Annotated in this window: 8 protein-coding genes; 3 read left to right on the top strand and 5 right to left on the bottom strand. The window is 40.6% G+C overall.

The window, feature by feature from the left end; genetic code table 11:
* Nucleotides 1-163: 163 nt before the first annotated feature.
* The 4 genes from ACQ2HE_RS02270 to ACQ2HE_RS02255 form a co-directional block, all read right to left on the bottom strand.
* Nucleotides 164-640, bottom strand: a complete 477-nt coding sequence (locus tag ACQ2HE_RS02270; protein ID WP_430894969.1) for a hypothetical protein — start codon at nt 638-640, stop codon at nt 164-166.
* 73 nt (nt 641-713) lie between these two features.
* Nucleotides 714-950 (bottom strand): hypothetical protein, encoded by a 237-nt coding sequence (locus ACQ2HE_RS02265; RefSeq protein WP_430894971.1) that lies wholly within the window; start codon nt 948-950, stop codon nt 714-716.
* A gap of 324 nt (nt 951-1,274) precedes the next feature.
* A complete protein-coding gene (locus ACQ2HE_RS02260; protein ID WP_430894973.1) occupies nt 1,275-2,096 on the bottom strand; it encodes a hypothetical protein in 822 nt (273 codons plus the stop codon).
* Between the two features lie 123 nt (nt 2,097-2,219).
* A complete protein-coding gene (locus ACQ2HE_RS02255; protein ID WP_430894975.1) occupies nt 2,220-3,989 on the bottom strand; it encodes a family 43 glycosylhydrolase in 1,770 nt (589 codons plus the stop codon).
* A gap of 138 nt (nt 3,990-4,127) precedes the next feature.
* Between ACQ2HE_RS02255 and asnS the strand changes: the two genes are divergently transcribed.
* The 3 genes from asnS (at nt 4,128) to ACQ2HE_RS02240 (ending at nt 9,901) form a co-directional block, all read left to right on the top strand.
* Nucleotides 4,128-5,567: an asparagine--tRNA ligase gene (gene asnS, locus ACQ2HE_RS02250; RefSeq protein WP_430894977.1), complete on the top strand. Its 1,440-nt coding sequence runs from the start codon at nt 4,128-4,130 to the stop codon at nt 5,565-5,567.
* 1,325 nt (nt 5,568-6,892) lie between these two features.
* Nucleotides 6,893-9,016: a ferrous iron transport protein B gene (gene feoB, locus ACQ2HE_RS02245; RefSeq protein WP_430894979.1), complete on the top strand. Its 2,124-nt coding sequence runs from the start codon at nt 6,893-6,895 to the stop codon at nt 9,014-9,016.
* 291 nt (nt 9,017-9,307) lie between these two features.
* A complete protein-coding gene (locus tag ACQ2HE_RS02240) occupies nt 9,308-9,901 on the top strand; it encodes a hypothetical protein (RefSeq protein WP_430894980.1) in 594 nt (197 codons plus the stop codon).
* Between the two features lie 1,191 nt (nt 9,902-11,092).
* Here ACQ2HE_RS02240 and ACQ2HE_RS02235 read toward each other — a convergent pair.
* On the bottom strand, nt 11,093-12,646 hold the full coding sequence (locus ACQ2HE_RS02235) for a hypothetical protein (RefSeq protein WP_430894982.1): 1,554 nt from the start codon (nt 12,644-12,646) through the stop codon (nt 11,093-11,095).
* Between the last annotated feature and the right edge of the window lie 339 nt (nt 12,647-12,985).

The raw sequence follows: 12,985 nt of genomic DNA, 5'->3' as shown, positions 1-12,985 counted from the left end.
GGTGATAACTGCTGCTGATTGAAAATATAGAGTTAAATATTAAGAACTAACGTTGGTCTTTATTTAATGATCCCCGAACCGAAGTACAACAGAACTACTGCTACCGATTACTCCTAAATCAAGCCAGACTGTTGGTAATACCAATGTTAGAAGTAGTATATTTCTATTTCTTTAACTCGAAGAAATTTATTATTTCAGTCTCTCGAATTTCAAAGCCTTCGAAAACATGAACCAGATTAAAGATACCTAACGGATATTCAGATACTTGTGCAACAAAATGTCCTTTGCCCTTACTGTCGTAAATATTCAAATCATATTTTTTTTCTGTACCTAAACTTCTATAATTGTCAATACTAGATAGTTCAATATAAATTGGATAATCTCTACCTTTATATTTGACTTTTAATTCTTGTCTTTCTTTATTTGTTGCTCTTAATACCAACTTGTTGAAAAGTTTCTTGAAATCGTCAACTGAATGGTATCTGTAAGTCTCATTGTAAAAGTTAGAGTTAAATCTGTCTTGATTGTTATCAACTTCAACTACAATAAGATTAGAAATACTAATATTGAAAATACACTTATTAGTGTTGACATAAATTAGGCACTTCTCATTAAAATTTTCAATAGAAAGTTTTTTCAAATGAGTCAGATTAATATTTAGAAACCTGATTGTAGATTTCGCTAATAATATATTGAAGTTTTCCATTTTAGTTTTATCTTGTCTTTGAAATAATTATTAGTCCTGTTTTTCGATCTTTAATTACAAAGTCACCGTCATTATCAATAACTATTTCATTCCCTTTGCTTCTTGCAATAATTCTTTCATCGTCTCGAACTATAAAGTCTTCCTGAACTGGATACATTCTACCGCTATATTGTAGCTCTGGCATGCCATCGGCCACCAAACCGGAATGACAATCTTCAACTTCAACTAATACTTTATTTATCAAATTGAGCGCCTCATTGTTACTCGTACAAAAATCAGCTATTTCAAGCCTATAGTAAAATGACTAAAGTCTTTCCATTTTATTTAATTCAACACCACAATCTCTTAGGGGGAATATTGATTGTATTTAAAACATCAATGATTGTCATAGTCTAAGTTGTATTGTTGCTAAAGAGCAAGTATTGCCGATTGTGCGGAATTTTGTATTCGTCCGCCCGGAACTTCTGACTGGCTTTTTGATAAAGTTAAATATTAAGAACTAAAGCTGGGCGGCACCTGTCCCGTTTTTCACGGGATTCGTCAAGCCCCGAACCACAGCACAGAAGAATTACCGCAACCCATTGTTGCTACGTCCAGCCCCACTATTGGCAATACCAATGTTGTGCGTAGTATCAGTAATGTCACATAAGCCCCTGTATAAAATTTGAAAGGTTTCATAAATTCCTTCATAGCCCCAATCTGCCAAATAGCTTGGATGGTTCATGTAAATCATTTTTTGTCCGGCCGAATTTATTTGAATTTTATATTTTGTATGTCTGTCAATACCGTCCCCTAATATTTTGTTGTCGTACAAACAATGAATAACGGGATTACTAAAAACTATTATTAAGTCCGGTGCAATGGAATTTATTTGCAATTCAATGATGTTTTTGTTTCGAATCCCGGCGTTATAAATTTCCGGGTAGTCTAAACGAGTTGTGTTATTGTCTTCGTCATCTATAATCTTTGAAGCCTTTTTAACGTTTATCCATGCAATTTTTGATAAGGCATATTGTAGCTCTGTATAATTATTATCACTTGTTTGTAAAAATTCTGGAAAATCTCTCCATTCTATCTCTTGCCCGTGCTCAATAGACTTAAACAACAGCCAAAGTAATGCCGCGATTTTCTTAGGTGTCTGAACTTTTGGATTTCCAACACCCATAATATCTTCATTAGGCTGTTCTTCGATGTCAACAAGCTGAGCGTGGCTGTAGCCATAAGATTCTGCTAGTATGACAAGTATTTTTAGTTCTTCCTTTTGGTAAATGTCTGGGCAAATAATTCCGTCAGCAATAAACCCTTCATCTGTCTCCCATGCATGAGTTTGCTTGATTAAGTCTATTATCTCTTGTTTGGTCTGTTGATATTTTAGTCTGTCGAATTTCATAATAGAATATTACGCACAACACGTAAATATACGAAACACCAATCAAATTGCTATACCATCATCCTATTATATTCCACATAGTTAGTGTTATACACTTTTTATCAAATATTAGCACAATCCCGCCTAATTCTTCATCACACTCGTCCTCTCGCTCACCCCATTCTCATTCACACTCTCGATCTGAAAATAATAGGTGAGGTCTTTGTCCATGGTTTTGATGTAGTATTCGTTGGCGCTGTGCACCATGATGCAACTGTACATTTTATCGGGAGCAATGCCGTAATAGATGTTGTATGCATAAGCGTTGCTTACCGGACTCCAACGAACCCAAGCGCTTCTTCTGTCCTTTTCACCACGCAGCACCATGAACTCTTTTACCTTGTCGGGTTTTGCGCCCAGGCCATTTCCAAAAACACGAAACCCGCTGAGGGCAAAGGTTCCGGTGGGCATGTGAATATTCACCATCTTTATATATCGTGTTTTGATGGGAGACTTTAATTCAATATAATCGTGTGGTACGTCGGTCTTGTTATTGCTCTTATCTATCAACAGTTGCCAGTTCTTTCCATCTACTGAATGATACAATTGGTATTGATGATAGGTATTCGGAATCTTCCCTAAGAAAGCTGAATCTACATCCTGATCGGCATAGTTGATTTGAATGGCGCGAACTTCCGATACATTACCCAAATCAGTTTGAAAGTACTCGCCCTTCTTTCCTGTTTTAGCACTCCAATAAGTTTTTACATTTTCATCCACCGCCAAATTCGCACCATTGCCTCCCAATGTGCTCGACACCAATACCGGCTTCTGATAATTCAATAACATCCAACCGGTAAACTTCGACTCCAAATGATCTTCTTTTCGCTTTGGCAGATAATGAGGATAATCTCCAAAACGCGTATTCGTATACAGCAGCCCGTCTTTGTCGTAACCCGCGGGCCACAAACCCAGTCTTCGCTCAAAATTATTCTTCACATTCAGCACCATGGTTGATACGTGCCACAGGTTGTCCCAACGATCGTTAAACGTAGCTCCGTGACCCGACCCTCTAATAAACCCTCCCGGTTTAAAACTAAAGGGATTGTGGACTTGCTGCTCAAAAGGACCCAAAGGGCTATTACTTACCGCCACACCGTCGGCATATCCACTGAATTCGGTAGCGGGTGCTCCATATTGCAAGTAATATTTTCCATTGTGTTTGTTCATCCAAGCCCCTTCCATAAAGGGATCTAAGAATGTATTGTCATAGTACTCCCCAAATCGGTGCCAGCCGTATTTTTCATGATTCAAGTGCAACAACTCTTTTCTTTCGCCAATGGGTTTGAAGGTTTTTCGGTCGATCTCAATTCCATACAAAGGATACAAGTTGCTGCTTCCATAATAACAATACAGCCGACCATCATCGTCTAAAAAGAAACTCGGGTCCCAGGCTCCTACTTCAAAACTATCCACCGCTTCTTTCCACTCGTCTACACGCGGATTGGTGCTCATCCAAATCGGAAAATTCTTCGCATAGGTTGATCCAATTACAAACAAGGTATCACCCATTGAAAACACGGCCGGAGCACAGAGCTCATCGTACACTTTATGATAGGGTTTCAAAAACAAGCGCGGAACGAAATTCCATTTACTCAAATCGTGACTCCACCAATATCCCCACTGATTCGTCGAAAACAAATAATAGTCTCCTTTGAAATAAGTGATCACCGGATCTGCGGTTGCCCTGTGTCGGCCCCAAGTTGAAAAGTTGGGAATGGGCGTGTAACCATAATCCAAGTTGATGGGATTGCAATAAGTGGCAGGCTCTGAAGAGGCTTGAGCATTTACTTGGTTAACAGAAGCAAAAAATGATAAGAAAGAGAAAAAGGAAAGAAGTTTGATGATTCGCATTCGTTAGTGTTTGTGAAACGAATTTAAGAAAACAGAGAGGCTTCCCGATTCCTAATTTCAGAAAGGGTTTCAAAACCTTTGAATTGCAAGCTCGGCCTAAATTTCCTATCTTTGCCGTCCGTTAAAAACACGTAGTATATGTTCAACAAACGCATTAAGATCAAAACATTGTTACAATCAGAGCCTGCCGGACAGGAGGTGACCGTTATGGGATGGGTAAGAACCTTCCGTAACAATCAATTTATTGCCCTGAACGATGGATCTACCAATGCGAACTTGCAAGTGGTGTTGGAATTGGGTGCTTTTGACGAAACTACGCTGAAACGCCTCACCACCTCGGCTTCGGTGAAAGTTACCGGTACCGTAATTCCTTCTCTTGGAAAAGGTCAGAAATTAGAAGTAAAAGCCACTTCACTTGAAGTTTTGGGTGATAGTGATGCTGAAAAATATCCTTTGCAACCTAAAAAACACAGTCTTGAGTTCTTGCGCGAAAACGCACACTTGCGTTTCCGTACCAATACGTTTGGATCTGTGTTCCGTTTGCGTCATGCATTGGCTTTTGCGGTTCACAAATTCTACAACGAAAAAGGATTTGTATACATGCACACACCGATCATCACAGCCAGTGATGCGGAAGGTGCGGGAGAAATGTTCCGTGTGACCACCCTTCCTTTCGACGAAACTCCGAGAAACGAAGACGGTACTGTAAACTTCAAAGAAGACTTTTTTGGAAGATCTACCAACCTTACTGTGAGTGGTCAATTGGAGGGAGAGCTTGGTGCTACTGCCTTTGGTGAGATCTATACTTTTGGACCCACTTTCCGTGCAGAGAATTCAAATACAGCGCGCCACTTGGCGGAGTTCTGGATGATTGAACCGGAAATGGCTTTCTATGATTTGGAAGACAATATGAATCTTGCTGAAGAATTCATCAAGTACATCATTCAATACGCGATGGACAACAATCGCGAAGATCTTGAGTTCCTTGCGCAACGTTTGCAAGAAGAAGAAAAGAGTTTGCCTCAAGACAAGCGCAGTGAAATGGGCTTGATTGAAAAACTGGAGTTTGTTTTGAACAATGCTTTCGAGCGATTGACCTATACTGAAGCGATTGAAATTTTGAGAGAAAGCAATCACAATAAGAAGAAGAAATTCCAATATCCGATTACGGGATGGGGAATGGATCTTCAAAGTGAGCATGAGCGTTACTTGGTAGAAAAGCATTTTAAAAAGCCGGTTATTTTAACCAACTATCCAAAAGAGATCAAGGCTTTTTACATGCGTCAGAACGATGATGGAAAAACGGTAGCAGCCATGGACATCCTAGCTCCGGGCATTGGTGAAATTGTGGGTGGATCTCAGCGTGAAGAGCGCATGGAAAAATTATTGGCGAGAATGGAGGAGATGCACATCCCTGCTGAAGAGTTGTGGTGGTACCTCGATACGCGTCGCTTTGGTACGGTACCTCACGCAGGTTTCGGATTGGGCTTCGAAAGAATGGTTCAGTTTGTAACCGGTATGGGCAATATCAGAGACGTAATCGCCTTCCCAAGAACACCGAAGACTGCAGAGTTTTAATTCAGTTCAAATAATTGATATTAAAAGCCCATTGGTGAGTTTTTGAGTTGTTTGGTTATTTAGTTTTTGAGTTTGGGGCTTTGAACAAGATACTGGCTTTACCTTGTGCTTTTGCATTGTTGCGCGAACATGAGCGCCATTCATAAATAGTGTAGCAACTTAAGAACTTTAAAAACTCAACAACTCAATTACTTAGCAATTAATAGCGTGAAGCGTCAATGCTTCGAAACCGGCTTCTTTCTATAAAACCCGTTTTGAGGTTCCTCTCTGCGCTTTTTTGCTTTGCAAAAAATGCTCGTTCGGAATGACGGGCTAGGGAGTAAATAACCCAGATTTCTCGCTATCGCTCGAAATTGTCCCACTGCACACTTGTGTATCAAGTCACAATAATTTATCTTTTTATAGTACCATTTTTTTATCTCTGCCGAAATCGTTGTCCGAAGCCATTTCGAGCATGCTTCGCAAGGCCGAAGGCCTGAAGAAGGATGCGAGAAATCTTAGAATGCGTTGTTATCCAATCAGCTCTTTTGAAAGCGATTTTATCACTAAACTCATTGGTGAGTTTTTTAGTGATTTAGTTGTTTAGTTTTTGAGTTTGGGGCTATAAATAATGTCATAGCCTTGAAAGGTGCTTTTATTGAAAAGCTTTTTCATGAGAAGAATTCGCTTTTGATACGACTACTTAAAAACTAAATAACTCAATAACATATCACTTAATAGAACGTAGCGCTAATGCTTCGAAACGGGCTTCTTTCTATAAAACCCGTTCTGAGGTTCCTCTCTCCTTCGTTTGCTTTGCAAACTCAGTCGTTCGGAATGACCCCTCATTTTTTTATTAAACATTCGATATTTTTCGTGGCCCCCACTTCGGCCCTTCGATAATCCCTTCGGGTACCCTTCGACTGCTCCTTCGGAGCGTTCAGGGCAAGCTCAGGGACCTCGAAGGCCCAAGCTCAAAATATCGGTTGGAGGAATCGCACTTTAAGATGATTGATCTCAATAACACTACACCTTATCTATCATTAATTGCCCTCCATAATTCTCTGCGTTCCTCCGCGCCTCAATATTTCAACCACTCCAAATTCAAAACCACTCCACCTCTGCGTCTCAAAAACCCATCCACTCCAAACACAAAGCCTCTCCCTCTCTGCGTCAAATTCACAACTTCTCTCTGCGTTCCTCCGCGCCTCACCTCAACTCAGCCACCCAAAATTCAAAACCACTCCACCTCCGCGTCTAAAACCTCCCTCTTTCACCCAAACTCGCTACTGATTTTACTCATATCGTAATCAAAAGCCCAAAGCCTTTGGCTATTTTTGCGGACTTTGTCTAAAAAGCAGCTCCATATCGCCCTCGTAGGGAATCCGAACAGCGGAAAAAGCTCACTGTTTAACGAATTGACCGGTCTCCAGCAGAAAGTGGGGAATTTTCCGGGGGTTACGGTTGACAAGAAAGCCGGATCCTTCAAGTTAAGCACCGATGTGGAGGCCACACTGATCGATTTGCCCGGCACTTATTCCCTCTACCCGCGTCGCGAAGACGAATGGGTGGCCTATAAAGTTTTGATGCGGGAAGATCGAGAGCTGGAAATGGATCTCATCTTATTGGTTGTTGACGCCAGCAACCTCAAACGAAACCTTCTTTTTGTTTCCCAGATCATCGACCTTAAGATCCCTGTGATTGTTGCCCTGAGCATGGTGGATTTGGCAAAGCAAAAAGATATCGTAATTGACGTGCCCGCCCTCGAACGCGAATTGGGTGTTCCCGTGGTTCCGGTGAATCCGCGCAAAGGCAAAGGCATTCCCCAACTTAAAAAGGCGATCGAAGACACGGCAGCTGAAAAATACAAAGCTCCGGTTCGTGATTTTATTCCCGTAGCCGGTAATGCCCTTGAAGCTGTGAAAGAAGTGAAAGAGCTCTTCCCCGAATTGAGTGATTATAAAGCCGTTCACTACCTCATAAATCACGAAAACTTCCAACTTTCGGGCGATTTACAGCAAAAAATCGAGAAAATCGAGCAAAAACACCAGTTTAATCATACAAAAGTGCAGGCGGAAGAAATTCTGCAACGATACCAACGGATCAGCGCGATCATGAAAAAATCGGTGTCGGAACCAACACCTTTGGAAAAGAAGATTTTCAGTGATAAGCTGGATAACCTGCTTTTACATCGAGTTTGGGGCTATATTATCCTTTTGTCGGTTCTTTTCTTGCTTTTTCAATCTGTTTTCTGGTTAGCGGAATATCCCATGAATTTTATTGAATGGGGATTTGCATCTGTGAGCGATTGGTTTGCGTCATTTTTGCCCAAAAATTGGCTTTCTGACCTGTTTTTGAACGGAATTTTGGCCGGATTGAGCGGAATTTTGGTTTTTGTGCCTCAAATCATGATTCTCTTTGGTTTGATTACGGTGTTAGAAGATACCGGTTATATGGCTCGAATTAGCTTCCTTTCCGACAAATTAATGCGGAAAGTTGGCTTGAATGGGAAAAGTGTGATGCCTATGATCAGCGGGTTCGCTTGCGCGGTTCCGGCCATCATGAGTACCCGGAATATCGAAAACAAGAAGGAACGGTTACTCACCATGTTGGTGACCCCTTTAATGAGCTGCTCCGCCCGTCTGCCGGTCTATACCATTCTTATTTCTCTCGTTATTCCCGATAAACTGTTTTTCGGTTTTCTGAGTCAGCGCGGCCTGGTGATGATGGGATTGTATTTACTGGGACTGGTAATGGCGCTGATTGTTTCGTATGTGGCCAAATGGTTTATCAAAATCAAGGAAAAGAGCTTCTTCATTCTGGAATTGCCAACCTATCGCCCTCCGCGGTGGAACAACGTGGTGGTTACCATGATCAATAAGGCAAAAATCTTTGTATTTGATGCCGGTAAAATCATCATGATCATCAGCTTGATTCTCTGGGCTTTGAGTTCTTATGGTCCCGGCGATAAACGAGCAGAGATCCAAACCGAGTATGAGGCTTTGATTGTAAAAAACCCGGAGGCAAAAGACAGTTTGAGTCAAGAAATGGGTGCGAAACTATTGGAGTACTCCTATGCCGGCAGAATCGGAAAAGCGATTGAACCCGCCATCAAACCACTCGGATACGACTGGAAGATTGGAATTGCACTCGTGACTTCTTTCGCCGCTCGCGAAGTTTTTGTTGGTACGATGGCCACTTTATACAGTGTGGAAGGCGGCGATGATGCCGATGCCAATACGCTTTCCGAAAAAATGAAAGCAGCTACCTGGACAGACGGCAGACCTATTTATACCCTCGCTTCCGGCCTTTCTTTATTGATTTTCTATGTGTTAGCGATGCAGTGTATGAGCACGCTGGCGGTTGTAAAGCGCGAAACCAAGAGCTGGAAATGGCCGCTGATCCAACTCGCCTATATGACCTTCTTGGCCTACACTATGAGTTTACTCGTATATCAGCTTCTCAAGTAAGATTGGGCTTTACTTTACAAGATTTTATTGGTTTCTTCGTTTGAGAGAAAGGAAGATTTTAGACGCAGAGGCGGAGTGGTTCTGTATTTGGAGTTGCTGAGTTTTGAAGAGGCGCAGAGGTACGCAGAGGTGTCCTTTTTTTGTGTGGTTGATTTATTTGAGACCCAGAGAGGAGTTGTTGCGTGTTCGAAGAGGTTGAAGTTTGAGGTGCGGAGGTACGCAGAGTAGTTTTTTGAGACCTTTTCAGGGTCGGAACGATTTGATATAGATAAAACCCTAATCCACATACCGATGAAAGCAAATGTACTTGCATTCTTAAGCTTGTTTGTTGCAACGAGCTTGTTTGCCCAAGAATCTAAATGGCATTATACCGAAGAGTTTTACTTCGTAAAAGAAGTTCCGGTGAAAGAATACCGTGGTCATCAATTCCGTTACGAGATAGCGGTTAAATCGATGCCCGGCGATAGTTTGTCAAAGCCTCGTATTCATGGAATCAATGTAGGCAAAGGACCGGACGATTTCCTCCGCAGTAATTTTAGTTTAGAAACCCGCCAAGAACAAGACTGGACCGTTTACACCATTGTTGGTACCATCGACCCTGAAGCATTCAAGCTTTGGTTCTATACCGCAGTTAACGGAAATGGAGAATTCTACTTTGATGATATCAGCTTTTATGTTGAAGTAAGTCCTGGCTATTGGAAACAACTTCCCTTATTCAACGCCAGCTTTGAAAATGGAAAGAAAAATATTTTTGATGGTTTCTATGTGAGCGGAAGAAACAGCAAATGGGTACAAACAAAAATCACCAATACTGTTGTAAAAAGCGGACAGAAAGCATTAATGGTAAATAGTACCGGACAAAAACCCATTGCATTCAATTATTAAAGCATTGTAAATACTTAATTAGGAATATAAGTAAGCCTATTGTATAAAAGAAAAACCCGGTTAAAGACACATGCTCTAACCGGGCTTCTTTTTAAAGTATATTACTCATTAACACGTTGTTAGAGTAGAGGCGGCTTTGATAGGGATTTTTTCACTAAACTCTTTGGTGAGTTTTTGAGTTTGGGCATTACAAAAGATACCGGTTTGAATTTGTTCTTTTGGGCATACTTGCGTGAAGATCAGTGCCGCGCGTCAATAGTGTAACAACTAAAGAACTTAAAAACTCAACAACTCAATAACTAAGCAATTATTGGAGTAAATCTTCAATGCTTCGAAACCGGCTTCTTTCTATAAGACCCGTTTTGAGGTTCCTCTCTGCGCTTTTTTGCTTTGCAAAAAATGCTCGATCGGAATGACGGGCTGTGTGGGAGTCAACCCAGATTTCTCGCTATCGCTCGAAATTGTCGCACTGCACACTTCTATATCAAGCCACAATAATTTCATTCTTTGAAGTACCATTCGTTCATTCTCACCGAAAACGCTATTTAGAGTGAATTTCGAGCATGCTTCGCAAGGCCGAAGGCCTGAAGAAGGATGCGAGAAATCTGGGTTTTTAATATATTTCCCCGTCATCCCGAACGAGCGAGGCTGCGAAGCAGTCGCAGCGAGAGAGGGACCTCAAAACGCGTTGTTATGGACGAAGTGCTTGTGAAACTGTTTTGTTCACTAAACTCGTTGGTGAGTTTTTTAGTGATTTAGTTTTTGAGTTTGGCATTAAAAAAGATACGGGTTTAAATTTGTTCTTTTAGACATTTTGCGTGAAGATCAGTGCCATGTGTCAATAGTGTAACAACTAAAGAACTTAAAAACTCAACAACTCAATAACTAAGCAATTAATGGAGTAAATCTTCAATGCTTCGAAACCGGCTTCTTTCTATAAAGCCCATTCTGAGGTTCCTCTCTCCTTCGTTTGCTTTGCAAACTCAGTCGTTCGGAATGACGGGGCAATTTTTATTAATCATTCGACATTTTTCGTGGGACCCACTCAAAATATCGGTTGGAGGATTCGCTTGGCTAAAAGATTGGACTGTTATATAGTACTATCGCTCATTAACTAGTATGTTATGAAATGATTGAGATCTTTTATTTAAATAGCACAACAACTAAAATACTCATCACTTAATGCGTGTCTCAATAATTCCGTTGCTTCGCTTTCTTATACTTCTCATAAATCACTTCGCTCATCGTTTTATTTTGCACTTTGCTTTCAATCCATGATATCACATCCAAATAAGCAAAGGCCCTTGTTTCATGTCGATTCTTTTCCAGGTGCTTGATTTTTTGCAAGAGCTTTTCAAGTTCTGTTTTCAATGCTGTTCTTGGTAATCCGAACGACACTTTTAGGAATCTGAAAATTTCTTCCTCCACAACCGTCAAGTTTTTCATTTTCGACATGTATCGATACACCGATTTTGTTAAACTCTCCATCAACTCGAAGTTGCCTAATTCAAAGTGGCTCATCAAGTGCATCAGGCGCGCATAACATTGAAGATCGATACGAAGGTCTTGAGATCCGTTAATGATTTCTTGGAGATAGTCGAGCGCTCTTGAGTATTGTCCGCTACCAAAATATAGTGATGCGAACTTATACCGGAACACCAAAATTCTATGGCGGTCAACAAACACCGCATATTCATTCAACTTCGCTTCAATCTCGGGAATCAATACCAGACCCTCTTTGAAGGTCCCTCGCATTAAGTGTTGATTCAGCTTGGCGCTGTTGATATAAATGGAAGTATGTGTTCTAAAATTATCGTGTGCTTGTGCAATTTCGGTTTTTTCAAAAGCCTCAAACTTCTTTAATGCAATTTCAAATTTTTGGAAGTTGCGTAGATCAAAATGAGCATTCAACAAATTGTGCATGCCCTTGATGTAGTGACCGGTTTCAATGGCCAGCATTTGTGGACTCTCGTCGTACAAATCGATCCACTTTTGCGAATAACGATAGTACATTAAAAAGTCTTGACGAATAAATGCATACCAACAATAGCTCTGATAGAGGTAAAGTTTTTCATAAAAGCCATTAACGGCATTCATGTCTTTGGGAAGGTATTCCTTGAAGAACTGGTTTACTTCTTTTTCGTCTTCTTCATTGCGAGAGTGACCGTGCAATACATACCAGCGATAAAGCAATAGCGCAAGATTTGAAAGTCGTGTTACGCGATCGATATGGCTACTGATCTCTAAAGCCTCATTTGCTAAGTCCGCGGTTTTATCCGTAGTACTTCTAGTAATGTGAAGTGTTTCGATTTTTTTCTCTAGAGAAATGATTTGAACAAGCGTATTGAATTTTTGATTGGCGCGCGCCATTTCTTTCGCACGTTCTAAGATGCGAAGCGCTTGAATCTTTAATCCTTTGTTGTATAAGATACGAGCTTCATCTAGGTGCTCACTCAACTGAAGATCTATATTATCCGCCAGTTTCAACAAGCGTAAGCTTGCGAGTAACTGTTTGTAGAGATGCGTTTTTAAATTTGCTAGTTGTGTTTTAGTAATTCCCGACATCTTTTTCAAGATCAGGTTCTCATCATATTCTGTGAGCTTATCTAAAACATCGAACAATTGAATAATTTTCAACTCCTCTTTAGCCGAACTCCTCTTTATATATAGTTTAAAATGCCTTTTCTCGGATTTTTCCAGTGAATGAACCAGTTGAAACAAAGTATCTGAAAATTTGCTGGGCATAATAGCAAAATTAGTTATAAATCCCTTGTTTTCAAATAGTTGTGGACAAACTGATCGTTTTGCGATAATAAAACAGAGCAATAATTGATTTTTTCCGGCAAGAAACGCGCGTTACTTTTACATCATCAACAGCGCTACTAAAGCATCTGGAAAATATGGCAGGCAATCGTGAGAAATGGTGCAATCAGGTAGAGGCCAAATAACAGACAGCGCTGTTACTGAAGCGAATATAAGAATTTTTCATATGGCAAGCAATCGTTAGAGGCCGTTCCGTTTCCACGGGAGGGCTTTTTTCTTTTATATACCTCCTCATTTCTTGCTACAAGTTTTTAATTTTCA

This window comes from Endoryza foliicola (genome assembly GCF_050589245.1).
GTDB lineage: Bacteria > Bacteroidota > Bacteroidia > Chitinophagales > Chitinophagaceae > Endoryza > Endoryza foliicola.
This window is presented reverse-complemented; position numbering and strand designations above follow the sequence as displayed.

Excerpts from the sequence above, each read along its gene's own strand:
- ACQ2HE_RS02260 (WP_430894973.1), bottom strand. The coding sequence starts at position 2,096 with ATGAAATTCGACAGACTAAAATATCAACAGACCAAACAAGAGATAATA.
- ACQ2HE_RS02255 (WP_430894975.1), bottom strand. The coding sequence starts at position 3,989 with ATGCGAATCATCAAACTTCTTTCCTTTTTCTCTTTCTTATCATTTTTT.
- asnS (WP_430894977.1), top strand. The coding sequence starts at position 4,128 with ATGTTCAACAAACGCATTAAGATCAAAACATTGTTACAATCAGAGCCT.
- ACQ2HE_RS02240 (WP_430894980.1), top strand. The coding sequence starts at position 9,308 with ATGAAAGCAAATGTACTTGCATTCTTAAGCTTGTTTGTTGCAACGAGC.
- ACQ2HE_RS02235 (WP_430894982.1), bottom strand. The coding sequence starts at position 12,646 with ATGCCCAGCAAATTTTCAGATACTTTGTTTCAACTGGTTCATTCACTG.